26 protein-coding genes and 1 riboswitch are annotated in these 24,734 nt (G+C 33.0%); of the genes, 4 read left to right on the top strand and 22 right to left on the bottom strand.

What is annotated here, in order from left to right; all coding sequences use genetic code 11:
- Positions 1-2: 2 nt before the first annotated feature.
- From RGB74_RS01985 to RGB74_RS01900, 18 genes are all read right to left on the bottom strand, one after another.
- Positions 3-1,112, bottom strand: coding sequence for a glycosyltransferase family 1 protein (locus RGB74_RS01985; protein WP_310761317.1), 1,110 nt, complete (start codon positions 1,110-1,112; stop codon positions 3-5).
- On the bottom strand, positions 1,097-2,248 hold the full coding sequence (locus RGB74_RS01980; RefSeq protein WP_310761316.1) for a glycosyltransferase family 4 protein: 1,152 nt from the start codon (positions 2,246-2,248) through the stop codon (positions 1,097-1,099). Before RGB74_RS01980 ends, RGB74_RS01985 begins: the two co-directional genes overlap by 16 nt.
- Before the next feature lie 61 nt (positions 2,249-2,309).
- Complete coding sequence (gene galU / locus RGB74_RS01975) at positions 2,310-3,194, bottom strand: UTP--glucose-1-phosphate uridylyltransferase GalU (protein WP_310761315.1); 885 nt, start codon at positions 3,192-3,194, stop codon at positions 2,310-2,312.
- Between the two features lie 11 nt (positions 3,195-3,205).
- Positions 3,206-5,032, bottom strand: a complete 1,827-nt coding sequence (locus RGB74_RS01970) for a polysaccharide biosynthesis protein (protein ID WP_310761314.1) — start codon at positions 5,030-5,032, stop codon at positions 3,206-3,208.
- 266 nt (positions 5,033-5,298) lie between these two features.
- Positions 5,299-5,985: a CpsD/CapB family tyrosine-protein kinase gene (locus tag RGB74_RS01965; RefSeq protein ID WP_310761313.1), complete on the bottom strand. Its 687-nt coding sequence runs from the start codon at positions 5,983-5,985 to the stop codon at positions 5,299-5,301.
- Positions 5,975-6,706: a YveK family protein gene (locus RGB74_RS01960; protein WP_310761312.1), complete on the bottom strand. Its 732-nt coding sequence runs from the start codon at positions 6,704-6,706 to the stop codon at positions 5,975-5,977. Before RGB74_RS01960 ends, RGB74_RS01965 begins: the two co-directional genes overlap by 11 nt.
- Positions 6,707-6,899: 193 nt before the next feature.
- Complete coding sequence (locus RGB74_RS01955; protein ID WP_310761311.1) at positions 6,900-8,696, bottom strand: ABC transporter ATP-binding protein; 1,797 nt, start codon at positions 8,694-8,696, stop codon at positions 6,900-6,902.
- Between the two features lie 2 nt (positions 8,697-8,698).
- Entirely contained in the window at positions 8,699-9,895 is a 1,197-nt protein-coding gene (locus tag RGB74_RS01950) for a nucleotidyltransferase domain-containing protein (protein WP_310761310.1), read from the bottom strand.
- 11 nt (positions 9,896-9,906) lie between these two features.
- A complete protein-coding gene (locus RGB74_RS01945) occupies positions 9,907-10,362 on the bottom strand; it encodes a lasso peptide biosynthesis B2 protein (RefSeq protein WP_310761309.1) in 456 nt (151 codons plus the stop codon).
- Positions 10,363-10,375: 13 nt separating this feature from the next.
- Positions 10,376-10,669 carry a lasso peptide biosynthesis PqqD family chaperone gene (locus RGB74_RS01940; protein ID WP_310761308.1) on the bottom strand — a complete coding sequence of 98 codons (294 nt, stop codon included), beginning with the start codon at positions 10,667-10,669 and terminating at the stop codon, positions 10,376-10,378.
- A complete protein-coding gene (locus tag RGB74_RS01935) occupies positions 10,666-11,595 on the bottom strand; it encodes a phosphoenolpyruvate carboxykinase (ATP) (RefSeq protein WP_310761307.1) in 930 nt (309 codons plus the stop codon). Before RGB74_RS01935 ends, RGB74_RS01940 begins: the two co-directional genes overlap by 4 nt.
- A 100-nt stretch (positions 11,596-11,695) precedes the next feature.
- Complete coding sequence (locus RGB74_RS01930; RefSeq protein ID WP_310761306.1) at positions 11,696-13,759, bottom strand: paeninodin family lasso peptide; 2,064 nt, start codon at positions 13,757-13,759, stop codon at positions 11,696-11,698.
- Between the two features lie 446 nt (positions 13,760-14,205).
- Entirely contained in the window at positions 14,206-15,378 is a 1,173-nt protein-coding gene (locus tag RGB74_RS01925; protein ID WP_396136044.1) for an acyltransferase family protein, read from the bottom strand.
- Positions 15,379-15,584: 206 nt separating this feature from the next.
- On the bottom strand, positions 15,585-16,010 hold the full coding sequence (locus RGB74_RS01920) for a hypothetical protein (protein WP_310761305.1): 426 nt from the start codon (positions 16,008-16,010) through the stop codon (positions 15,585-15,587).
- A 233-nt stretch (positions 16,011-16,243) separates the two neighbouring features.
- Complete coding sequence (locus RGB74_RS01915; RefSeq protein ID WP_310761304.1) at positions 16,244-16,705, bottom strand: DUF2569 family protein; 462 nt, start codon at positions 16,703-16,705, stop codon at positions 16,244-16,246.
- A gap of 20 nt (positions 16,706-16,725) precedes the next feature.
- Entirely contained in the window at positions 16,726-17,121 is a 396-nt protein-coding gene (locus RGB74_RS01910) for a hypothetical protein (RefSeq protein WP_310761303.1), read from the bottom strand.
- Positions 17,122-17,225: 104 nt separating this feature from the next.
- Positions 17,226-17,594, bottom strand: a complete 369-nt coding sequence (locus RGB74_RS01905; protein WP_310761302.1) for a hypothetical protein — start codon at positions 17,592-17,594, stop codon at positions 17,226-17,228.
- Between the two features lie 234 nt (positions 17,595-17,828).
- Entirely contained in the window at positions 17,829-18,797 is a 969-nt protein-coding gene (locus tag RGB74_RS01900) for an NAD(P)H-dependent flavin oxidoreductase (protein WP_310761301.1), read from the bottom strand.
- A 201-nt stretch (positions 18,798-18,998) separates the two neighbouring features.
- A riboswitch (cyclic di-GMP riboswitch) is annotated at positions 18,999-19,083 on the top strand.
- A gap of 28 nt (positions 19,084-19,111) precedes the next feature.
- Between RGB74_RS01900 and RGB74_RS01895 the strand changes: the two genes are divergently transcribed.
- The 4 genes from RGB74_RS01895 to RGB74_RS01880 all read left to right on the top strand — a co-directional run bounded on the left by RGB74_RS01895 (position 19,112) and on the right by RGB74_RS01880 (position 21,794).
- A complete protein-coding gene (locus RGB74_RS01895; RefSeq protein WP_310761300.1) occupies positions 19,112-19,264 on the top strand; it encodes an anti-repressor SinI family protein in 153 nt (50 codons plus the stop codon).
- 69 nt (positions 19,265-19,333) lie between these two features.
- Positions 19,334-19,654, top strand: coding sequence for a helix-turn-helix domain-containing protein (locus tag RGB74_RS01890; protein ID WP_310762771.1), 321 nt, complete (start codon positions 19,334-19,336; stop codon positions 19,652-19,654).
- Positions 19,655-19,850: 196 nt separating this feature from the next.
- Positions 19,851-20,621 carry an SGNH/GDSL hydrolase family protein gene (locus RGB74_RS01885; protein ID WP_310761299.1) on the top strand — a complete coding sequence of 257 codons (771 nt, stop codon included), beginning with the start codon at positions 19,851-19,853 and terminating at the stop codon, positions 20,619-20,621.
- A gap of 132 nt (positions 20,622-20,753) precedes the next feature.
- Positions 20,754-21,794 (top strand): STAS domain-containing protein, encoded by a 1,041-nt coding sequence (locus RGB74_RS01880; RefSeq protein ID WP_310761298.1) that lies wholly within the window; start codon positions 20,754-20,756, stop codon positions 21,792-21,794.
- A gap of 559 nt (positions 21,795-22,353) precedes the next feature.
- Here RGB74_RS01880 and RGB74_RS01875 read toward each other — a convergent pair.
- The 4 genes from RGB74_RS01875 to RGB74_RS01860 form a co-directional block, all read right to left on the bottom strand.
- Positions 22,354-23,007 carry a C40 family peptidase gene (locus tag RGB74_RS01875; RefSeq protein WP_310761297.1) on the bottom strand — a complete coding sequence of 218 codons (654 nt, stop codon included), beginning with the start codon at positions 23,005-23,007 and terminating at the stop codon, positions 22,354-22,356.
- Between the two features lie 155 nt (positions 23,008-23,162).
- Positions 23,163-23,636, bottom strand: a complete 474-nt coding sequence (locus RGB74_RS01870) for a hypothetical protein (protein ID WP_310761296.1) — start codon at positions 23,634-23,636, stop codon at positions 23,163-23,165.
- A gap of 122 nt (positions 23,637-23,758) precedes the next feature.
- Complete coding sequence (locus tag RGB74_RS01865) at positions 23,759-24,211, bottom strand: GNAT family N-acetyltransferase (protein ID WP_310761295.1); 453 nt, start codon at positions 24,209-24,211, stop codon at positions 23,759-23,761.
- Between the two features lie 35 nt (positions 24,212-24,246).
- Positions 24,247-24,657: a GNAT family N-acetyltransferase gene (locus tag RGB74_RS01860; RefSeq protein WP_310761294.1), complete on the bottom strand. Its 411-nt coding sequence runs from the start codon at positions 24,655-24,657 to the stop codon at positions 24,247-24,249.
- Positions 24,658-24,734: the final 77 nt, after the last annotated feature.

Here is a 24,734-nt window from a genome sequence, read left to right as displayed (position 1 = left end):
TATTACCTCACCAACTTCAAATACAAATCCTGGGTTAGACTTGCTGCAGTGTTAATATCATATCCATTGTTTTTTAAGGCTGTTTTTGTATGATGATTTCTTAATACTGAGCTCCTTACAGATTTTAATGATGCTTTCCATTTGTTTATACTATTTATTGGTAACCTTTTTACCATTTCCAAGCCCATATCCACCTCACTTGTAATAGTATCTGAGATAAGACATGGAAGACCTGAACATTGAGCTTCTATAAGAGTTACTGGCAAACCCTCATGAAATGAAGGGAAAACAAATACATCAAATGCCTGAAATAAATGATTTACATCATCTCGTACCCCTAAGAACTTCACACAGTCATTGAGATGCAGATCATCTACCTTCTTTTTAATCGCAGGAAGTAAGCTGCCCTCTCCAACTAATAGAAGTATGGATTTATGATTTTCTTTTAATGATTCAGCAAAAATATCAATTAGAAAATGATGATTCTTTTGCTTATTAAATCTCCCTACATGACCAACCACAAAGTAATCTTCGGGTATTCCTAATTCTTTCCTTACTTTTTCCCTTATGTCATTTGAGAATTCAAACTTATTACAATCGATTCCGTTTTTTAATATGAATGCTTCATTCGCATTTTTACGAAAGAGCCAATTTGCTGCTTTCTGTGAACATGCTATCTTGTGAGTAGCACTTTTATTGATTTTATTCCCTGCATACCATTTATAAAGTTTAGCTATACTTCCACCCTCACTATTTGTGTTATGACTATGAGAAACCCTACATGGGATCCCTGCTTTTGCTGCGGATTGGAGAACAAGCCCACTCATCTTATCCATGTGAGAATGTACAATTTTATAGTCTTTATGAGCTTTGAAAAAATAATCTAATGACTTTATATATTTAATGTGTCCGATTTCTGTTACATAAGGAATTCTATAAATTCTTCCGCCTAACCGGGTAATTTCAGAATCAAAGACACCTTTTTTACTTGTTAAAAAATCGAATTGTACTTTCGATCGATCAATATTCCGATAAAGATTCATAATCAGTGTTTCAGCACCACCACGGTTCATGTTTACAACGACGTGCAGAATTCTTATTGGGCTATCCATTCTCTTTTTTCCAACCCTTCCATATAAGCCTTATAAATGGAAATATTCTGTTCAAGCACTTTGTTAACCGTATATTTGTTTTGAATCATCTGGCGTCCTTTTTTCCCAAACGATTGGATCAACATTCTATCTTCAGCAATTCTAATGATTTTTGAAGCTATTTCTTTTGTGTTATCACTCTCTAATACCCAACCGGTTTTATTATTTAGTACTAACTCTTTATGACCTCGATTAAGTGTCGCGATAACCGGCAGTTCACAAGCCATAGCTTCCATAACGTTAACTGGCAATCCTTCACGCAAACTTGATGCCACCGCAAGATCACACATTGGTAAAATCATAGATAAATCCTCTCGATATCCTAAAAAATCAATACATTCCATAACACCAAGACGAGCAGCTAATTTTTTGCATTCCTCTAGTAATGGACCTGTTCCTGCCAGTAAAAGTTTTGCATGTGGTATTTTATCTTTTAATAAAGATATTGCTTGTATTAACATTTGCTGATTTTTGTTCTTATTAAATTCTGCTGCATAGAACATAAGAAAATCATTTTTTTTATAACTGAATTCTCCTCTTAAACTTAGCTTTTGTTCCATACTTACTGGTTTAAAGAGATTCGTATCTACTCCTACACCATGAACATGCTTAATTTGTTCTGCAGAGAATCTATGTTTGCGAGATAAATTGTAATCTTCGTTATTAATTGTAATTAGACAATCTGTAATAGATGATAGAACCCTTTCAATAGGATAGTAGATTAGCCAATTAGCAATAGGTGCTCCTTTATAGAAATGAAAGCCATGTGCCGTATATAAAACTTTCGCACCCTTTTTTCTTGCTTTTCGCGCAGCTAATCGAGTAAGAACTCCTCCCATCGGAGTGTGACAATGGATGATATCAAAATCATTTTCACAAATAATTGATTTAAGAGATTGATATGCTTGAATATTTTTGGGATGAAAAGGCGAACGCTGAATAGAAATGTTATACTTTTTATCCACAAATGGAAGGTTCATCGTTCCTGATGCTGCCACATGAACTTCCCAACCTTGTTCTTTACACCATTTCATTAGTGGTATATGAAAGGCTTTAAAATGATAATCAACAGTCGCACATAACAAAATTTTTTTCATCCTGGCTCATCCTTTATTTTGCATAAAAAATACAGCACGGTTATCATCACCGGCTGTTTGTTTAATTAATATTGATCTGCTCCTTTGTAAGGATTTGTGCGAAGTAATTCAAAAGATCATATTTTAATTCATCCTGCTGAAGTGCAAAATCTATCGTTGTTTGAATATAACCCAGCTTTTCTCCGACATCATACCTCGTTCCTTCAAAGTTATAAGCATAAATGGCTTCGAAATGATTCAGCTCTGCAATTGCATCCGTTAATTGGATCTCACCGCCAGCACCAGGTCTTTGATTGGCTAACAAATCAAAGATTCTTGGATTTAATATATAACGTCCCATAATCGCAATATTAGAAGGTGCTTCATTTTGTTTTGGCTTCTCAACTAAATGATTAACTGAATATAATCGATCTGTTAAGCTTTTCCCGCTCACAATGCCATAGCGAGACACTTGATTATCAGGAACTTCCTGTACTCCAATTATGGATGAACGGTATCGCTCATATTGTTCAATCATTTGCTGTAGACATGGTTTTTCAGCTTTTACGATATCATCGCCAAGCAAGACAGCGAATGGCTCATCTCCTATAAATTTTCGTGCGCACCAAATGGCATGCCCAAGGCCTTTTGGTTCTTTTTGTCTTATATAATGAATATCTACTAGCTTTGATGACTTCTGTACTTCTTCAAGCAATTCTAGCTTTCCCTTTTCTAACAAGTTTTGTTCCAATTCAAACGAATGATCAAAGTGATCTTCAATTGCTCTTTTCCCTTTTCCAGTTACGATAATAATATCTTCAATTCCTGATTGAACAGCCTCTTCAACGATATATTGAATTGTAGGCTTATCAACGATTGGAAGCATTTCTTTAGGCATTGCTTTTGTTGCTGGTAAAAATCGTGTTCCGAGACCCGCTGCTGGAATAATCGCTTTTTTTACTTTCATAGAATTCTCCTTTAGCTTGACAATGTCATTAATGATTCCGACGTTTCTCTTTGGTTAGCTAGTTTTAATAACTTTTCGCGCAACTTTTCTTTGTCCATATCTGGAAAAGTGTTTAATAGTTCTTCAATTTCTTCTATATACAAATGAGATGTTTTTCCGATATAAATTTTTGGATAAATTTGTTCATTGTGTATTTCTTCTTTTTCCAATAATTCTTCAAACAACTTCTCACCAGGTCTAATACCAGTAAATTCAATGTGTATCTCATCAGTGGAATAACCCGATAATTTTATTAGATTCTTGGCAAGGTCTACTATCTTTACTGGCTCTCCCATGTCTAATACAAATATCTCTCCGCCTTTAGCTAATGCTCCTGCTTGAATGACAAGCCGTGAAGCTTCAGGAATCGTCATGAAGTAACGGATCATATCTGGATGTGTAACCGTTACAGGACCGCCTTTTTCAATTTGTTGTTTAAAAAAAGGAATTACGCTTCCTCTGCTGCCTAAGACATTGCCAAACCGAACAGCTACAAATTTCGTCTCACTTTTATTATTTAAATCCTGAATAATCATTTCTGCTAATCGCTTTGTAGCCCCCATCACACTTGTGGGATTAACCGCTTTATCTGAAGAAATCATCACGAATGTTTGAACCCCGCTCCAGCTAGCAGCAGTAGCAGCATTTAATGTTCCAAGTATGTTGTTTTTTAAAGCTTCTTCGGGATTTCGTTCCATTAGCGGTACATGCTTATGTGCAGCAGCATGGTAGACTACATCTGGCCGATATGTATGCATTACATCCATCATTTTCTTAGCATCCTGCAACTCAGCAATTTCAGTAATGAATTGTATATCGCAATCTTTATAAATTTCTTTTAAATTCATTTCAATAGAATAAATGCTATTTTCACCGTGCCCTAAGAGAACTAGTTGCTTTGGTTTAAATTTAGAAATTTGACGGCAAATCTCCGAACCTATTGAACCACCAGCACCTGTTACTAAAACAACCTTATTCGTTACATAATCGGAAATACTTTCAAGATCTAATTCCACTGGATCTCTTCCTAACAAATCTTCAACTCGCACTTCTCTAAACTGGTTTACAGATACTTTTCCGGTTACTAAATCTTCTAGCATTGGGAGTATTTTTGTTTTTGCTTTTGTTTTGGCACATTCCTGGAAAATGATATTTAACTCTTGTTTTCTTAGTGATGGTATGGAAATCACGATATTCTCAATATTCTCTTCTTGAACGATTCCCTCTAATTTCTCAACACCACCGAAAACAGGGATACCATAAATATCAAGATTATGTTTTTTACTATCATCATCAATAAATCCTACTGGCAATAAATCAGACTCTTTATTCTTTAATAATTGCCTTGCTACCATAGTTCCTGCAGAGCCAGCTCCAATAATTAAAGTTCTTTTTCTGTTATCTGCTTTTTTCATAAGAGAATCTCGATATAACCTCCAGCAAAAACGAGAACCTCCGATCAGCAGCATATGAAGAAGCCATGCAACTAAAAGGAGACGAAAGTGTGCTTCTTTTAGTACAAATTGCTGAAATAAACCACCGGCAATGATTGAGCATGTCACTACATTAAATATAATGATAAGTTCACCGACACTTGCATATTCCCAAACCTTTTTATAAAGTTTGAATTTTAGTGCAAAAAAATGATGGCCGAGCATTATCGCCATTGCACTTAATGAGACCATTGGTGTTATGACATGAATATCAGCACTGACTAAAAATAGGCTAAAATAAATGGCTGTTAAGACTATACATGAGTCAATCATTAAAAATAACGACATTCTCTGTTTGTAGGTCATTATTCTCCTCCTTTCTATTACAAGTTTTTTTAAAAAAATTAATTTTTAAAGTTCTTAAAGATATACTCTCTGAAAGAACCGATCTTTAAAAACTTTAAAATAAAAAATGGGCATTCAACCCGTCCTCACATCACACCACCGACGACTAGCGTCTAAGGTCATCCAACCCACAGCATGATCGAGTGCCTGCGTTTTTAACGGTAAGCAGACATCACCGACATAAATTCTTATTATCAAACGAAACGTTCTAAATAAAGAACGTAATGTTAAAAAAAATATTCTTCAAGCCACGAAGTATTCTTTTCGTTCAACACCACACCAATAATATTGGCTTTAGCAACTTCAAGTGCTTTTTGGGTTTTTGCAATTTCTTCGATCTTGGTTACATATTTATTTGTAATTAGAATAACACCATCACTTTTACTAGCAAGAAATCTCGCTTCAGCTGCTTCCAGTACGGAGGGAGCATCTATTAATATGGTGTCGTATATAGATGAGATATTCTCTAACAAATTACTCATATTTTTAGTACCAAGTTCTTCTAATGCACTGGTCCGCGTATCACCGCTTGTTAAAACATCTAAGCCTTCAATATAGGTTTTATGAACTGCATTTTCAAAAGAATGGACTCCTTTGACTACATCTATTAAACCCTTTCTATTCTGTAGTTTAAGAATTGTATGGATAGAAGGGTTTCTAAAATTCGCATCAATGATCAGCACTTTCTCATTACCTTTAACCATGGATATAGCAAGATTGACAAGTGTCGTTGTTTTACCTGCTCCTTTTTTTGGAGATGTAACCAGCAAAATTTTCTTTTCACTTTTTTTTGTAAGAAAAAATAAATTAGTTCGCGTACTTCGATATTGCTCAGCTATATTAGAATAAGGGTTGGAATAGGAAAGCAAACTTCTCATTTTTGCAGCAACAGGATTTCTTTTATTAAATCCCAACTGTTTCACCCCTTACTTTCATTTCTTCAATTTTGTTAATGTCAGTCTTTAAGTTTTTCTTTGTTATTTTTGAAATATTACCTATTACAGGCAATCCAATTAATTCTTCAATATCTTCTTCTTTTTTTACTGTTTCATCTAAAGAATTTAAGAAAAATACCAATCCAATCCCAATAACAATTCCCATTACCATTGAAATAAATAAAAAACGATGTTTATTATCATTAATCGGATATGGATTTTCTTGTGCTTCTTTTAATGATTGAATATCATTAAAATTTAGTATTTTTGAAACTTCCTCTTTAAAAATATTGGCAGTAACATTTGCAATCATAGCTGCATTAGTTGAGTTAGTATCCACAACTGTTATTAAAACAACCTGAGATTCACCAATGTTTTCTACTGAAATCTGTGATGCTAATCCTTCAGGGGATCTAGGAAGCTTTAAATTCGAAATAACCTTTTCCATGATTGCCGGATCTTTTACCATGACCACTAGGGTTTTCATTTGGTCTGCATTAGCCTTGATTAAGAGACGCGTAGAAGATTGATATAAATACGAGGTAGTATATTTATTGTAAATTCCACCGCATACCGTTAATATCATGGCAGATAAAACAACAATCCAGATTTTTCTTTTTAATACTGTAAATATCTCTTTTAAATCAATTTCTTTTACCTTCGACTTATTTTTGTTTACACTTCCATTTTGATCCGTCATAAAAACCACCTTATTAAATATGACTTCATCTCATCTTATAAGAATGTTCTAAATAAAGAACTAAATGAGTAAAAAAAATATTTTGCTGCATAAAAGATTCTTTTATCGACAAAATGATGTAATTTCCATATATAATATCCTTATTATAGTTCTATATAAAGAACAAGTCAACTAAAATAGTTCGTTTTGTTCACTACTTTATGACCATTTGTTTCTCCAGTAAAAAACTGAACGTCTTTTGTTTTTCTTTAGCCAGTACTTTGAAGTTTCCATTTTGTATTACCTGACCATTTTCTAATACAATGATTTGATCTGCGTTACGAATTGTAGATAATCGATGTGCAATTACAATAATAGTCATCTTTCCTTTTAACTTTTCCAAGGCTTCTTGTATTTTTGCTTCATTCTCAGAATCTAAAGCACTGGTAGCTTCATCTAAAATCAATACAGATGGATTCCTTAAAATTGCCCGTGCTAATACAATTCTTTGTCTTTCTCCTCCAGAAAACTTTACACCTCTATCACCAATTAATGTATCGAGACCATTAGTAAGGGTAAACACAAAATCAGCGGATGCAAATTTTAAAGCATTTAACATTTGTTCTTCACTAGCATTTGGATCAATTAATAATAGATTATCTCTTATACTTCCATTAAATAAAAAAGGATCTTGTGGGACATAACTTATAGCTTTCCTTATCGACAATAAGTCTTCTTTTGTAACAAGCTCTCCGTCTATAAGAACTTCACCTTCATTTGGCTGAATAAGTCCCATTAAAATATCGGTCAGTGTACTTTTTCCTGCACCAGATCGTCCTACAATAGCTGTCATCTCATTTGCATTAATTTTTACGTTAATATTCTTTAAATCATACTTTGCTTTAGAGTCATAACTGAAGTTAACATTTTTACACTCTATTTTACGATTAATTTTTTTAGGGATAATTGGGACATTTCTATTTATAATCTGTTCACTTGCCTTTGTACTTTCAGATTGTAAATGTAGCAAAGATTTAAATGCAGGTATACTATTGTATATTTGTTGCAGGTATGTTTGAATACCCATAAACCTTGGCCACAGTCGTGAGAAAATTAGAATGATTAATAATAATTGGGTAGGCTGATCTTGAAAAAGAGTAACTGAAATCATAATAAGAATTGCTATTAAAAAAGCTGACATAATTTTATAAAATAATTGGGAGTTGTTTAATAGTTTAACAAATTGAATTTGTTCCTTTTCAATACTTTCACACCAATTTTTAAGCCATAAGTACCTTGAGGCTTCTAAATTATTACACTTAATATCTTTTATTCCACTAAAATTTTCAGTGAGACCACCTATATAGCTCTTAGATATTTCAGATTTCTTTAAACCTGCTTTTTTAGAATTTTGAAGATTTTTTTTCAAAACATAGGCTAGAATGCCTCCTGTACATAATACAAATGCAGTTATTTTGGGAGATAACCAAAAGGCTATTATCAATTGGATCGCAGTAAATACTATAGAAGTTAGTAATTGTAAAAATAAATTCGTTCCACTCATAACTCTACCAATATCATCGGTCATTACATTAATGAAGTCTGATTTTCTTTTTTTCATGCAAAAAAGCCAATTCGCTTCTAATAATCCTTTATAAGTATTTAATCTAAGCTGGTTGATAAAACGTACATGAATCTTTATATTACGTAGAGCTAAACTACGCTTCAAAATTGCTTGCCCGCTTACTAACATAACAAAAAGGAAAAGTATTATTAACAATGCATAACGATCTGGCAGTGAATCAACTGCATTAAATAACTTATTTAATGTTACAGATGATGTAAAGGTTTGATCGACATCTATTACTTTACTAATCTGCAGCATTGGAACTAATAAAATTAATCCTATTCCTTCTAACATACTTACCAAGGCAATAGCAAATATGTTTATGATAAGTACATTCCCAGTAAACTGGTAAAGCTGTTTAGTAATGTACAATATACTTTTCATTCTTAATCCTCCAAATGAATTGGCTGTATCCTACTACGCGTTTTATTCCATATCCATAAAAAAGGGCGTAAAACAAAATATAAAAAGTGAAGAGATTTAGGTAATGGCAAGATTTCCTTATCTTCTGGATATGGGAAAAGAAAGCTTAAAAGAAATAAAATTTTTTGAGTTTTTGTCTTCATAAAAAATAAATAATCACTGTGATAAACAGAAACAAATTTCGGTACTGGATTTGTGTGTAAATTTACCTTGTTTTCCAAATAAAAAAGAGTTCTATTTGCTAGTTCAATTGAATGATTATTTTTCATTAAATTATTAAATTCTATTTTTATAGGTTTGTTAAGAAGTTCAGAGATTAAAATAAGAATTTGACCTGCAAGTTGCAAAGCGTGATATTTTTTTAAAATTAAAAAAAGCTGAGTTGTATCTAATTTTCTATTTAATATCTTATCAATATCTAATAGCCACCTTAATCTTGACCAGCCATGTCTTGCACCATGAGAAACCAAAAATAAAAAGAGGTCTTCTGATCCTAATGTGTAAATTGGATGAGAAGTTATTGAGCTTTTTCTTTTTCGAGTCCATAATTCATCAAAAGAAGGTTCTTTGCCAGGTCCAGGGTTTAACCTCCAGTGTATTTCTAACTTTACTTTTTTGATTGGATGAAAGTATGTTACATGATGGTGACGCCACTTCCAGTCATTAAGAACTGTTTTTATGTAATCATCCTTAACATACCCCTCTAAATACAATAGCTGATCAACTTTATTTAAATCTTCAATTGGAACAAGAACATCGAGATCACCAGAAGTTCTTAGTGATATATCTCCATATAAATCTGTTGCCAAGAACGGTCCTTTTAGAAAAAGAATACGAATTCCTTTTTCACTTATTTTGATATTTATTTCATTCATCTCCGCAGTTAAATACAACATTTGAAAAGTATTTCTTTTATAATAATTAGATAATCTGGTTATAACGAATGGAGGGATTAGATTTTCATTTACACCTTTTATTTTGGGGTATAGACAGGTATATGTACGATGATGGAGGACTAAGTTAATAAATTCCTCCCAGTCGATTTTTTCGAATTTTTGTCTATCCATTTTATTAATTTCCGTTGCACTTTCTTTTTTTAATAGCACAAATTGCAATTGCAATTCTTTAGAAATATTGGAGAATACATTACAAAATTTCATTGGATCCACCTTCAACTACTAATTTTATTTGCAAATTTCCCAACGACAGTAAACCTGCTCATTCCTTCTGCACCTGAAATATAAAATGGACCACTTCTTAGCCAAGCATGTGCAATTAAATTTCCCTTTTCATCTCTTCCGGTTCCAAAATAAATAGTACTTTCGATCTTACGCCTATTTAACATTTTCATTCCAGCAATAGCTTTTACCATACATTGACTTTCCCAAAAAGTATAACGACTCATGATATGAATAGCTTGAGAAACTTTTTTTAGGATACTCCTGTTGTATTCCTCTACCTCAGTAGATGTCTCTTCCATATAACTGCCTAAATTTGATGAAACTTTTACAAACGGCATTTTTTTCATAAATCGAGCCCACATCAAATATAAATAGGCTTCTATTAGTAAAATCTTCATTTCACGATTAAATAAGTAATAATTACGTATTTTTTTTATTAATCTCATAAAGTAATTCCTACTATCTCTCTTTTTCATTAGAAATCATTATTAAATTCTCTTCCTTTAGTTTTTCAATAAAAGCCACTACCTGGTTCTGGCAATTTAGCTTTTCAATTTCGTATTCATCGGTTAACATTTCTACAAGATTTGTAATTGAATTTACTTTTGCGATTTTATCCCAAATGATTCCTCCCATTGAACCTAAATTATAATATTTACCATTTTTAATACTCATCATTACTTTTTCTCCATCCATATCACTCACAATGTTACCTTCAACTTGTCTAATCAGACTTTCGGATGTTATTTTCATAATAATATTTCCTCCTGATCGTTTATAGAATCTAATATTAGCTCCCTCAATTGATTGGCGGTGAAAGGTGTGGTGGGGCGGTGCATCTGCATTACTTGAATTTCTTTAATAACTTTAAGGCATTCTTTAAAGTGCCAATCAATCAAACCTAACTTAGGGATAAATGAACGACGATATGTATGTTGAAGAAGGATACGCAGTCGTTCAATGCCATATATTTCTCTTAACTGAATTTGCGATCCATCAGTTTTATCTAATTCAATTACACCAGCAAAAGGAATAGGTTTTAAAACAAAATTGGTTACGGGTACTTGATACTTAGTTTCTCTTTCAAACAATGGATTGAATTTCTTATAATCCATTCCAAATTCAATTAAGCTTTGTTGCCAGAGCTTTTGGTGTGGATAAGAAGGTTTAACTATGGGAGTTCCCTCTACAAAAGACACAGGTATAACATCATCACTAATTAATCTAAAACCTTGTTTGATAAAAGATGAAGCAAGAGTAGATTTTCCAGCTCCAGAATGTCCTACAATAGCATAGGCTTTACCATTTATCTCAACTGCACTACCATGTAAAGGGAGAATTTTCCTTTGTAGTAATAATGCTCCAATGCAAGATCCTAATAAATAAAGTCTTATTTTCCCTTCACTAGCCCCATTAAACGGATCGACAATTATTTTGTTTCCGTCTTTCACACAAAAAATTGCTACATTCGGAACTTCAAAAAGTAAAAAATCCTTCTTTATAATTATTTTTTTGTTCGATAACTGATCTCGAAAATCAGAGACATCACAAACAATCTTTATTTCAACAGTATCCTCTTCAAAAATATCCTTTTTAGGAAATAGTTCTGGAAGAGATATCTCACTAATAATATTTAATCCAAATGATTTGTAATGGTACCTATGCATTGTTAATTCCATAAGTTTAGTACCCTCTCATTTCAATTATTTACGTAAAAGCCCCTATACAAAATTAATTAGTATAAGGGCTTTAAACACTTAGGTTAAGTATGAATTCGGTTTAACTTTCATGAAGTTGAACAATTTCATCTTCATCCTCATATGTCGCGTCGACATCTCTTATTCCAGGGCCATTCATTGTCATATTAATATTAAGTACTTCTAACTCTGGAGCTTTCCATTCTTTTTTCATTTTTTCACCTCCTTTCAATGTTTTTAGGAATCGATATACTATGATACTTCTCATTAAAATTCGGAAATGAGGATCTAGAGCAAACTCTTGACGTATTTCATTATTTAGTTTTGTTATTGCAGTTTTAATCACGTCTATATTTAGGTATTGCCGAGATAGCTCATCATTACATAATTGATTAAGTTCTTCTAAAAATAAATTCCACGAAGGAGACATTCTTTGAATTGAATCTACACCTTGTACTCCACGAGTACGTTGATTTAAGCGTACTTTATCAGGAAGAAATCCTTTGGTAGCTTTCCTAATTAATCCACGGTCTAAGCCATCACCGAAAAATTTATCAATAGGAAGTGATAAACAAAATTTTATTACTCTTAAATCATTTGTAGGATCGTGTGACTGCATAGAATGCCTTAAAGAAAGTTTTGTTCCACATGTTCCGGTAACATTCCAAACATTTAATTGTTCAAAATGTTTTAAACGTATGTCATATATATTTTCTTTAAATGAACTATCCATGTTTATTCCCTCTTCATTTAATCTTTCATAGACATTCGTCTTTTTTTCCAGTTCTTTACTAATTAATTTAGGGAACTCATATGGTTTGTTTTTAGAATAAATAGATGGATAGGCTTTGTTAAATATGACTTTTAATATTCTAGATTTTTTTGCTCCTGTATTCACACTATATAAATTCAGTTCACGATACAGCTTAAGCCATTTCATTTTTTTAAATATTTCGGAGTAATAATCCAGTGCCGGTCCCCAAGAAATCGTCGTATTACCTCTTGAGCCAACTAAAAGTACACCTATATTTTTTTTATGCGCAGCATCATAAATACCTTTTATCCATACAGAATTCTCAAAAAATTTATATGGCATTTCCATAATATTTAACCAATTATCAATTTCTGAATAAGGTGATTGATTTTTGAAGTCTAAATATAAATCAGATATATTTCCAGTATAATTTACAATTGCTTTAATATATTCTCTTTCATCAGGTACTCTATGTTTATGGGTCCAATCTATATATTCTGATATTGGAACAAAGCTGAAAGTATGTAATTTTTTATCTATTTTTTTTAGACTTCTGGCACCAATACTAACGACAGACCCTGAATCAAGTCCACCACTCAGTTGTGCTCCAATTTCTTTATGTGACCTTAACCGGGAATTTACTGCTGTATTAAATATTTCTTGAAACGCCTCAATATACTCACTTTCAGATTTATATTTAATCTTTTCATCAACACTTATTGTGCAGTATCTACTTAATGTAACCTTTCCTTTATATACTGTTATAAAATGGGAAGGGGGAATTGATTGTATATCTTTAAATACTGTTGTAAAACCATTTGGGGAATCAATTATATTTGGTATCGCTAAATAATCTGCTATCCAATGATCGTTTAATCTGTTTGATACATAAGGAAGCTGTAAAAGCGGTTCCATTACTGTACAAAATGCAAATAAGTTTAAATCATTATAATAATAAAGTGTACGCGATCCGGAAAAATCCCTTGCTCCAAAAAGTCTATTATTTCTTTCATCCCATATCATAAAAGCAAAGTCTCCAATTAAATACTTTGGAGTATCTTCCTGCCATTTACAGTAAGCTAACAAAATTAATTCACAATCCGTAATCTCATTACGAACTGCCATTGGAACTTTCAGATGCCGAAATAAGTCTTCTCGATTATCTAAAATTACATCACCAGTTATAGCTAATCTTTTTTCATAATCATAAAAGCATTGTTTTTTATTAATGTTTTCTGGCATGATCCATTGTGCTAAACATCCAAAAAAAATTTTATCTTTGGAGTAATTATCTATGCTATCGAAAGGAAATTGTTTCAAACTCTCCAACATTGAATTTCCTTCATAAGAAACTGATTTATTTACATGAAAAACACCAGTAATAGCACTCATATTTTCTCCGCCTTACTCCTTAAAAATTCTTAAAAAAGAATATTTTAGTTAATTTCGTTCTTTATAACGAACGTTATATTTTTAAAATTACCATCATTTTTCAGATATGTCAAAGTTTTTTTGTGTGATTATCTAAATTTTAAAAAGCCCTTTTCTAAAAAATTGTTGCTTCTGGGGCATTTTTGTAATTTGACTCCAATGACAGGTTGATTGGAGTGTAAGGTGCGAGATACAGGATAGGAGCAGCGTGACAGGTGAGACATAGAAGGTAGAACGTGCCAAGATGGCTCACCATAAGCCTCGCGGAAAGCGTGCATCCTGAAACGGAGATCAACTACTTCCAAAAATAACAAAGCTTGCGAAAAACAGGCTTTTAAAAAAAGCCTTGGGTTTTCTACACCAAAGCTCAAACAATGTTTTTTTGTATGTAAACTGTCTTTTCATTTCTAGGAGCTCTGGCGAAGCTTTACAATATCACTCGTTTCTTCATAATCTTGTTTTATTGACTTTGCCCTTGTTAAGAATTTCCCAAGTGTTATTGCAGGTTTTTCGACTAGGTAATACATAATAGTTGAAACAACAAAAGTTCCTAATACTACAACCAAGCAGATAGACCATATAGGTATAACTCTATTTAAAAAATGTATGCATGAGAATAGTACAACCAAATGTGTTAAATACAAACTATATGAAATCTTTCCAATAAAATTTAATATATTATTTCTTAAAATTTTGGACATATGACCTGGTGAAATGGCTAAGACAATTAAAATCATTGCCCCAAAAGAGGTTACCCAAGTATCAATTATTGCTCTATAATATGGATTAAAATCTTGAATAATTATGTTTAATATAAAAGAAGGGTGAGCATAAAGATATAAGACGATTCCAAGTATAAACAAGGAAATTTTTTTAATGCCACTTATATTTAACATTTTATTAATTATGTTTACTCGATATTTTGCAAGTAGCGCTCCTAAAATAAATAAGGAAGTGCAATGAATTGTATAATAAAATTCAGTACCTAAAAAAGGCTTTTTAGCTATTAAAGAAAAAAGAATACTTATCAAGGATAATATTATGGCTAATCCCAGACCTTGTTTTAAATTTGTTTTTATTATTAAAAACATTAATATTGGAAAAACAAGAGAAATTCTTAATTCATGTACTAATGACCAAATTACATTATTTAGATTACTTGTAAATGTACCAATTAATAAAATGTGGTCCTTAATAGAATTACCATTTATTTCAAATGACCAATTCACATTAAACCATTCTGTAAATCCTTCTATTTTTCCTGTATAGAATATTTCTCTACAAATAAATGCAAATATAATTGCAATTATGTACGGAACATAAATTCTAAAAAAACGTTTAATAGCGTATTTTCCATAATTAAAATTCTTGTTAATATAAAAAGGTAATGATAATACAAAGCCACTTAAAACAAAAAATAATGTTACTGCTTCACTCCCTGCAATTACTCCGCGTAGTAATCCAAATTCAAAAATTAATTTCGAAAAAAAAGTTTCATTAAACATTAGATACATATGACCAAAAAATACAGATAAAGAAGCTAATCCCCTCAGTGAGTCTAGTTCGTCATATCTATTGATAAAAATCCCCCCTTTTTATATTCTTTTTAACGAACAAACGATAATTTATTTACGTTTATTTTTTCAAAAACATTACAATTAAAGATAATTTTAGTTCTTTATAAAGAACATGTCAATAGTTGCTATTTATCATATAAATAACTCATCCTAACATCCACTATACAAAAAAGACTGTCGGCCAATGGCCGACAGTCTTTAAACATATACTATTTCGCTGTTTTTCTAAATTTGAATACGAATCCAATAATGAATGACAGAATTGTTGTAACCAATACTGCTGTTGTAAGTGTTGTGATTCCTGAGTTGATTCCTACCGCATTGTACACTTGTACACAAACGCCGAATGGAACTGCAAAGAATAAAAACACCATCCCGAACAAAGCGTTTTTTGTATTATAAAGTGCTGTCTTATGAGCAAAGTCGAGCACTTTCAAACTTAAAATCCAAAATACACTTGCTATTGACCAGAATAGGAGCATGGATGTAATAAATGAAGTAGAAGTCATACCCATAATTCGATCAAGGACAAGGTTCATATTCTCCCAGACCATCACCGTCTGATAAAGTCCTAGTGCAAATAGTGCTGCTAAAAAAACAAATGCGTATTCAAATCCTGATGTATTATTTTTCATCCCCAAATATACTCTCCTTCCCTAATTCCGGTAAACCGAAACATCATTTTCAAATTATTTTACAATATTTTTTCCGAAATTTAAACCCCTTAATTTTTTAAATGTGCTTTTTTGGGGGACAGACCCCACAAAAAGACATATTTATCTTATTTGTTCATTCAGGAAGGACACTCAGTTTGATAACCAAAAAGCAGCCCCTAACCACTTCTGGGTGGTTAGGGGCTGCTTTTACCTTAGTTTACGAATGTATTTTTAACTCGAATGGATTTTGTTGCATATGAGCCCCAGATCAATAGAGCGATTCCTGCCATAAATGTGTTAAAGAAAGCCGGCAGTCCAGTATCTATATCGTCGATAAAAAGTAATGCTAAATCAAATAGTGCAATGGTATATAAGTTAATCTGCAATAATATTAACCATGTTTTCACGAAAGATTTTTTCTTTGAAAAAAATAAATATAATAAAATCACATTAATCACGAGAAGGACAATATTCACAACTAATTCTCCATAAATTAACACTTTTATTAAAGTGGATTCCAATGTATATGATTTTATGGCATCTATTCCCGTGATGATTGAATTGAATTTATCTGGAACTGCTAAAAGTAATCCTACCGCAACTAAAATTAGCCAGCCGCCAAGTCCTTTTAGTTGTTTTTCTTTTACGATTTGCTGAACTGATTTATTCTCCACAAAAATGTCCCCTTAACTTCTTAATTGAAAAGTTCTTCCTTGATGTCCATCTGAATGACGCCTTTTGTATCGATTGCTTGTAATGTTATCATCGACTCTCCTGAATATCCCTGCTCGAAATATCCAATCACAGTTTTAGTATGTAATGTCCCTTTGTCATCTGTATAAAGGAGCTTCATCGTATTTTCTCCAAACTCTTCAGTTGGTGTTACTTTGAGCTTATATTCTTCTTTTGGTTGGATTGAAGGGATTTCAATATCTGACGTTATGTTCTGGTACGTAATTTTCAAATCCGAGATATTCTTATTGGTTTGATTTTTTATTGTGATGTTAAATCCAGGTTGGTCCCTCGAAATGATATAGGCTCCAACAGTTAGAATACTTATAAATAAAACAACAGCTATAACTCTTTTCATCGTTTAACCTCATCATTAAATACTAAAAAAGCAGTGAGACCATAAATAAAATCTACTGCTTTCGTTTTATCCTATAGGTTTTTTAGGTTATCTCTTCTGGAATCCTATCTTATTGCTGGGGAAGCTAACAGTTTTTCGATATGACTCTTTAGAAGATCTGACTTCGTGTAGATCGTTTTTTCAAATTGCTCAATTGTCGTTTGGTTGCCATTGCTTTTGATTCGATCTTTATTAATCATTTCTTCTAGATGATATTTGCTCGTTTGCTCTAAAAGTTTCCCGTTTTCTGTTTGTGTGATAAAAACAAACACATCCATATCCCGATAATTGAGTTCGATCTCGATTCCAATATCTTTATTTTCATATAAGAAGGTGGTCTTCCAGCTCCCATCTGTCGCAATAGGATTTGTAAACCCATAGTTGCTTACAAGAAAAGAAAAGCTTTCTTCTGTTTGTGATGAGAATAAATTCATGATGACACCTCCATTATTTTTAGATTTTAATCAAATCATCTTCTATTGTTACCTATATTTTCTTCCTTTTGTTCATTAATCCTCTTTTGTAATGATTATGTAAAGAGATATTTTATTAATGTGCTTACATCATAGCAAACTATTGTATGCTTTTTCTTAATTTGTTGTGGATAATCTAACAAAATCCCCCATTTCCAGTTTACAAATTCTTGAAATAGGGGATTTGTTTAATAGTTATTTAGAGATTAATAAATCTTTTGTTTCCAGAGCTTCTTTATATTCTACAACAAGTTCTTCAACAACGTTTTTTATGGTAGATATTTTTTTGATGCTTCCCACCCCTTGGCCAGCAGACCAGATATCTTTCCATGCTTTTGCTTTAGATTCTGTGAACGATAGGTCCACTGCATCTTTTTTCTTGAGATTTTCAATATCGAATCCTGCTCTTTGCAAGGATGGAAGAAGATAATTTCCATTAATTCCGCTTATTGCATCTGTGTAAATGAGATCTTCGAGTGTCGATTCAATCAGCATCTGTCGGTATTCTTCACTAGCTGAAGACTCCTCAGTTGCGATGAATCTCGTTCCCATGTACACGAGATCTGCTCCAAGTATTTTCGCTGCAAGAATGTCCTCACCTGTCGAGACCGATCCTGCTAAAACCGTAATGCCATCCCAGAATTCTTTCACAGCTTTTAAGAATGCAAATGGATTGAGTGTACCACCATGTCCCCCTGCCCCGGCACAAACGAGAATAAGTCCGTCTATTCCTGTTTTCGCGGCTTTACGAGCGTGATCTAGAGAGATTACATCAGAAAAAACCAATCCCCCATAACTATGTACGATTGCAGCAACATCTGTAGGATTTCCAAGAGAGGTAATCACAACTGGCGGTTTGTATTTTTGTATTAACTCCAAGTCTTCTTGAAATCTTTTGTTTGTGCGATGAACAATTAAATTGACTCCCCATGGCGCGACTTTTTCAGTCGGATTTTCATTCTGATATTGTTCAAGTTTCTCAGTAATATGAATCATCCAATTTTCAAGGAGTTCTGATGTTCGTGCATTTAATAATGGAAAAGTTCCGATGATACCAGCCTTACAGCTTTCCATCACCATTTCCGGGCTGGAAACTAAAAACATCGGAGCATTTATTACAGGTAATAATAATTGTTTCGACAAATTCGTTGGTAATTTTGACATCAAACTGAACCTCCTCAGAAGATTAACGTTAAAATAGTTTTCCACAGTTATTGTCAGAATCCTTCATATTTAACTCTTTTATGATTCAATAGCCTCAATTTCACCATGAAATATTACATTTTTGTAACAGCCATTTTCTGACAATTTTTTCTTTATCGCTTGTTTATAATCAAATTATATTAGGAAATTCGAACTAATACCTTCAGACAATGGCAAACATTATCGAAAGAGATGGGCGCAAAGCCACGGGTCTAAAGCAAATTGCTATGATCGCCGGGTTACCTGAAAAATCACCTATCTGGAGGGATCTTTTAGTGGAAAACACAGTAACGTTAGATCGTGAGTGGATTGATTTAATGAAAGAAGCTAGAGATCAAGGTTTCACTAAAGAAGAGATTGTTGAATTTTTAAAAAACCCAGTCGCTAAATTAAATGAAGTCTATATGCAGAAAATCGTCAATTCCTAATTATATTTACTTCATCTGTGCAAAAAGTTATAATATAGTCAAATTATTCACAAATGGGGAACGCACATGATGATTGGTGAACGAGTAAAAAAATACCGTATGGAAAAAGGGCTCTCCATAACAGCTTTAGCTGAAAAAGCTGGAGTTGCTAAATCCTACATAAGTGCATTAGAACGAAATATACAACAGAATCCATCCATACAGCTCTTAGAAAAAATCGCTGATGTTCTAAATATTTCAGTTGATCACTTGATTAATCAAGAAGTCGATACAAAGAATTTAGACCACGAGTGGGCAGAGCTTGTAAAGGAAGCTATGGGTTCAGGTGTGAGTAAAGAACAATTTAAAGAATTCCTAGAGTTTAATAAGTGGAAAAATAAACAAAACTAGCCAATAGGTCTCCCTATTGGCTAGTTTTTTTATAATTTTTTTTCTGTTATCGAATATGACGTATTCTGTTGGATTTTCAATGAAAACGTCATTTTAATTTGATTTACATTCTCCTTTATAAAAGGTACGATTATCTTTATAAAGAACGTTTTTGTTCTTAATAAAGACTATGTGTATATAAGGAGGATATTCATTAATGCATTTCGTAAAAAAACAGCTTCCATTACTGCTCTCATTACTATTGTTGTCTTTATTCTTTTCTCCACTTAAAGCAAATGCAGCTACAAACGAGAATAATCACATTACTTATGTAGCTTTAGGCGACTCGTTAGCTGCCGGTGTAACCCCTACTAATTCGCTAGGACTCGGATATCCGCATTATTTAACTGGAATACTTCAACAAGCTAACTATACAGTCACACCTGGTTTTTTTGGAATCCCTGGTTATACAAGCTCTGATGTATTAAATGATCTTACAGTTCCAACTCGACCACTTTATTACCCATTACAAAATGCCATAAAACAAGCTGATATTGTTACGATTGATATTGGAGCAAATGATATCCTCAAAAAACTAACAACTGGTCAACAAGTTAAAAATACGGATATCCAAAAAACAGTAAGTAATTTAACAGCTATTTTGGTAGACATAAAAAAGAAGAATCCTTCTGCAAAGGTTTATGTTATGGGTTATTACAATCCTTTTCCGCATGCTAATTCTTTGTATGCCCCATATGTCCCTACCCTTGTAAGTGTACTCAATAAATATAATCTAATGGCTGAGGGCATCTCAAAATTGTTAAATGCCACATTTGTACCAACAGCAAGTATAATTCAATCAAACTATGTAGTGTATTTAACAAATCCAAATAACATACACTTAAGCCCTGCTGGTTACCAAGCAGTAGCTGCAGAGTTTTTTAAAGCGATTCAATCCAACAAAACAGGGCAAGTCTCTATAAAATGAAAATAATAAATTGTATGCCTTTTCAACCTTGTTGATCAGGCATATTTTTTTATTTTACTTTTGTTTCATTCGTTTCAAAACAGGGTATAGATTTTAGATGTCAATTATTTATGAGTTGTTGGAGGATAATTTATGGATGTGACACCTAAAGATCGATTAAATTCTCAAAAAAGCATAGATGTTGGCGGTTCCTCTTTTTATTGGGATTTAGATCAAGGTACTTTCCAATTTGAAGGCGGAGACGTCATGTTGTTTTGGATTGATTCTGCATTCAAAGTTTTCCTTAGTACGATTGAGGAAATCACTGGTGAAGGTACGGCTGATCTTGTTTTTGAAACTGCTGGTTATCGTACAGGTCTCGTGGTCAGTGATTTTTACAAAAATTCAATTAGAGATATTGCGAAATCCATTGAAGCTCTGCCGAATATCTATATTACGGCCGGTTGGGGAAAAACTTACATAGAAGCTGATATTGAAAAAAAAGAAGCGCTTATTACGATTACGAACAGTTGGGAAACAAAAGTAAAAGCGTCCCAAAACAGTAAACGGATTGGCCGATTTCTTCCTGGTCACTGGGCTGGCGTGTTCACCGGCTTATTCAACACAAACATGTGGTACAAAGTGATTAATGAAGAATGTGATGAAAATAGATTAAAAATTAAAGTGTCCGAGTCAGATATTACACCTAGTGCGAATATTCGTGATCTGATTAAACGTGAAGAACAAAATGAGATTATGAAACTTGAAGCGATGGTTGAAAACAGGACACGTGATCTAACAGATTTAATAAAAGAAATATCATCGCCAATCATTCCGGTGACAGACAATATCGTAGTAATACCGTTGATTGGAAAATACAATGAATTGCGTTCAAGAGATATGCTGGAACATACCCTATCTGCTCTCCCAGATCACCGTGCGCAATTTGTCATTTTAGATTTAACAGGCGTCAAATCGATCGATACAACGATGATCGATATGCTGAATAAATTGGTTTCCTCTGCACGTTTGTTTGGAATGGAAACACTGCTTGTAGGCATCTCACCAGAAATGAGTATAGAGATCACTAAAAATCAATATTGTCTTGGGGAAAGTACTTATTTCCGAAATTTAAAACATGCGATCTATTTTGCTTTTGCTAAAGAAGGCATGCATATACAAGAACCAAAATAGAATGTGGGATAAAAAGAAGCGTCAGTGCAGATTTGCACTGACGCTTCTTTTTTGTCTTTAATTTCAGTTTTGTTGTCCTCCTGAAAAACACAAAAACACCATAAATGTATTTGTATGGGGTCTGTCCCCACCCATTTTTAAAAATACACAGCATTCGTCTATGCAACTCGTCTCTACGTTCATATGATATACAGAAACCGATACACACGTGAGATCGGTTACCATGTTGTGAGGTGAATTTATTAATGTGTTATAAGTGTGGAAATTTTGACCACTGTAAGTTCGACGAAAAGCACGACAAGAAGCATGACAAGAAGCACAAAAAGAAGCACGATAAGAAGCACGACAAATGTGATATGAAAAAGAAAAAGCATGATTGCCATAAATGCGAATCTTCTTCTTCATCTTCCTCATCCTCTTCTAGTTCTGTAGTTATCAAGTGCAAGAAATTTAAAAAGAAGCACCACTGTTGCTGCGATCCTTGGGCGAGACTCTTGTTCTAGGATTAGAAAAGGAGACCGGTTGTTGGATCGATCTCCTTTACTCTTATACTTATAAACTACAAACGTTTAGCCCCGAGATAACGCGGCTTCCAGTATGTGTTACTCATTTCAGCAATACTCACACCCTTAGAGGATGATGCACTAATAAATTTCCCATCACCAATATAGATTCCCACGTGTGAAGCACCTGGTTCATACGTTTCAAAAAAGACTAAATCACCAACACCCAAAGTAGTGACTTTATATCCAATGTTTGCCCACATATCTTTAGCTGTTCTCGGTAAAACAATATTGTGAGATTGCTTAAATACATAGTCCACATAACCTGAGCAGTCAAAACCGCTCGGGTCTGTTCCACCCCATTTATAAGGCGTTCCAAGGTAACGTTTTGCATAATCTACTAAGTAAGCGTTATTAACATTGTAAACTCCTAATTTATTGAAAGTACTGCGTCCGGCAACCCCATCAGCCGTTAACCCTTTTGCACGCTGAAAATTAACAACAGCACTTTTCGTATAAGAACCAAAATAAGAAGTAAACGAACCGCTATATGTAAAATAACCTTTGTCTTTTAACATTGATTGTAACGTTTTTACTTCTGAAACCGTCATTCCTTGATAGAGTGTTTGATCCCCTAAATTAGCAAATGCTTGTACTGGTGATAGTAATAAAGTTGTACCTAAAACCGTTGTTGCTATCCATTTTTTCATATTCTTCCGTAACCCCTTTATATTTCCAAGTAATCTATAATTATCCTACTATATTAAAAAGTGGTTGTGTTTTACACTTGGATTACGAAAAATAGGAATTTAGTCTATCTTGTTTTTATCTTAAAAATATATTAATAGTTTTCTGTTCTAAGAAATTAAAGTGGCATTAAATTCTTTAAACCATAACCCATATACATTTCGACACAATAAAAACCAATTGCCATAAACAATAGCAGTGCCGCACCCTTTATGATGAGTTTATTGTTTGAATTGTTCTTTTTCCGTTTTTGCCATTCATCTGACAAAAGAAAGAACACTGTACAAATAATGCTAAATAACGCTAAGCCTTTAATTAACAACATTGTAAGTACTGCAAAGAATATATGGATAAAAGCTGAACCCATAAAACGATATTTCCCCATTTTTTTAGTTAAAGAGTCAGAAAAAAGCGAGACTGGAATCATATAAACAAAGTTTCCGATCAAGAGAACAATTAATATTATAATGAAAACTGGCCAAAAGTTTTGATCATATGCATCCAAAATAACAATCACAGCATACCAAATACCAAGAAAAAGAAGTGTCGAAAACCAAGCTGCTCTCACTTTTCTAGGAATAGATTTCTCCATGTTTAACTCTCCCTAATCTTTGTTTGTGAATTACTTCACATAACAAATTATACCATATATTTCATTTTGAGTACTTAATAAAAATAGACCTCTCGCTTAAGTGAAGAGGTCTACTATATCCTTTATAAGGTTTTCGCATCCTCTAAGTATTCCTTTGCCGGTGCGGGATGATTATATCTTGCCATGGCCGTTTTATGCTTTCTCAAACCTAGTTTTTCATAAAAGCCTTCTCTGCCAGTAGTGGCCGTTAAATGAATGAAAAAGATGTCTTTAGCCTTTGTTAAAATATCATTCATGAGTTTCTTACCAATGCCCATCCCTTGATACTCTGGATGAACGATGACATCATAAATCGCTCCATAGAAGACACCATCTGTCACTACTCTTCCGCAGCCTATCAATTTTTCATTCTTATAAACGAGAGTCACATGATAACTAGCGTTAAATGCTTTGATTAACTTTTCTTTCGGAAAACCATCCCAATTCACTGCTTTGAATAGCTCTTCAAGTTCAACCCAATCAATGTTGTCTAAATGATTAATAATTGTAATATCAGAAATAATTTTAGTTTCCATAGCCAGTCCTCCTAAACGATTAAACAAATTTTCTTTTAGGCTCGCCTCATCAATTGGCTGCCATTCACTTCTGTAGAAAATCCAAATTTTTCATAATAAGAGGTCAACCGGTTTGGACAATACAATTCGACTCGTTCGACATCCTTTATTAACGGATGATTTAATAGATTTTTCATTAGTATTTTTCCAATTCCATCATTGCGATGGTGTGAATGTGCGATCACATCAAAAATTAATGCTCTAAAGACCGAGTCTGTAATAGCTCTTGCAAATCCAACTAGCTTTCCATCATTCTCATCGATTAGTCCTATGACCACATTGCTGTTTTCCAGCATTTTTTCGATATCCGCCTTTACTCTATGTTGTGTCCACCATTCATTTTTGAAAAGCAGAGTGAGTTCTTCTATTTGATTTTCATCAAATGAACTGATTACTTTATAACCCAAAACTAAGTCCCCCTTATCATCTAAGATAATTTGACATATTTTTCATATTTCCTTTTTATAAAAAGATGTTTTGGTAA

Origin of the sequence: Bacillus sp. NEB1478, from assembly GCF_031582965.1 — a bacterium.
In the GTDB taxonomy this organism is placed as follows: Bacteria; Bacillota; Bacilli; order Bacillales; family Fictibacillaceae; genus Fictibacillus.
Note: the sequence above shows the minus strand (reverse complement) of the source record. Positions and strands in the feature narration are given on the sequence as shown.

Bases quoted from the DNA above. Each gene is read 5' to 3' on its own strand.
- RGB74_RS01935 (WP_310761307.1), bottom strand. From the start codon at position 11,595: ATGGAATTAACAATGCATAGGTACCATTACAAATCATTTGGATTAAAT.
- RGB74_RS01940 (WP_310761308.1), bottom strand. From the start codon at position 10,669: ATGAAAATAACATCCGAAAGTCTGATTAGACAAGTTGAAGGTAACATT.
- RGB74_RS01865 (WP_310761295.1), bottom strand. From the start codon at position 24,211: ATGGAAACTAAAATTATTTCTGATATTACAATTATTAATCATTTAGAC.
- RGB74_RS01955 (WP_310761311.1), bottom strand. From the start codon at position 8,696: ATGAAAAGTATATTGTACATTACTAAACAGCTTTACCAGTTTACTGGG.
- RGB74_RS01930 (WP_310761306.1), bottom strand. From the start codon at position 13,759: ATGAGTGCTATTACTGGTGTTTTTCATGTAAATAAATCAGTTTCTTAT.
- RGB74_RS01970 (WP_310761314.1), bottom strand. From the start codon at position 5,032: ATGACCTACAAACAGAGAATGTCGTTATTTTTAATGATTGACTCATGT.
- RGB74_RS01985 (WP_310761317.1), bottom strand. From the start codon at position 1,112: ATGGATAGCCCAATAAGAATTCTGCACGTCGTTGTAAACATGAACCGT.
- RGB74_RS01870 (WP_310761296.1), bottom strand. From the start codon at position 23,636: ATGGAGAAATCTATTCCTAGAAAAGTGAGAGCAGCTTGGTTTTCGACA.
- RGB74_RS01980 (WP_310761316.1), bottom strand. From the start codon at position 2,248: ATGAAAAAAATTTTGTTATGTGCGACTGTTGATTATCATTTTAAAGCC.
- RGB74_RS01875 (WP_310761297.1), bottom strand. From the start codon at position 23,007: ATGAAAAAATGGATAGCAACAACGGTTTTAGGTACAACTTTATTACTA.
- RGB74_RS01910 (WP_310761303.1), bottom strand. From the start codon at position 17,121: ATGAAAAGAGTTATAGCTGTTGTTTTATTTATAAGTATTCTAACTGTT.
- RGB74_RS01945 (WP_310761309.1), bottom strand. From the start codon at position 10,362: ATGAGATTAATAAAAAAAATACGTAATTATTACTTATTTAATCGTGAA.
- galU (WP_310761315.1), bottom strand. From the start codon at position 3,194: ATGAAAGTAAAAAAAGCGATTATTCCAGCAGCGGGTCTCGGAACACGA.
- RGB74_RS01905 (WP_310761302.1), bottom strand. From the start codon at position 17,594: ATGAATTTATTCTCATCACAAACAGAAGAAAGCTTTTCTTTTCTTGTA.
- RGB74_RS01900 (WP_310761301.1), bottom strand. From the start codon at position 18,797: ATGTCAAAATTACCAACGAATTTGTCGAAACAATTATTATTACCTGTA.
- RGB74_RS01880 (WP_310761298.1), top strand. From the start codon at position 20,754: ATGGATGTGACACCTAAAGATCGATTAAATTCTCAAAAAAGCATAGAT.
- RGB74_RS01890 (WP_310762771.1), top strand. From the start codon at position 19,334: ATGATTGGTGAACGAGTAAAAAAATACCGTATGGAAAAAGGGCTCTCC.
- RGB74_RS01920 (WP_310761305.1), bottom strand. From the start codon at position 16,010: ATGAAAAATAATACATCAGGATTTGAATACGCATTTGTTTTTTTAGCA.
- RGB74_RS01960 (WP_310761312.1), bottom strand. From the start codon at position 6,706: ATGACGGATCAAAATGGAAGTGTAAACAAAAATAAGTCGAAGGTAAAA.
- RGB74_RS01950 (WP_310761310.1), bottom strand. From the start codon at position 9,895: ATGAAATTTTGTAATGTATTCTCCAATATTTCTAAAGAATTGCAATTG.
- RGB74_RS01885 (WP_310761299.1), top strand. From the start codon at position 19,851: ATGCATTTCGTAAAAAAACAGCTTCCATTACTGCTCTCATTACTATTG.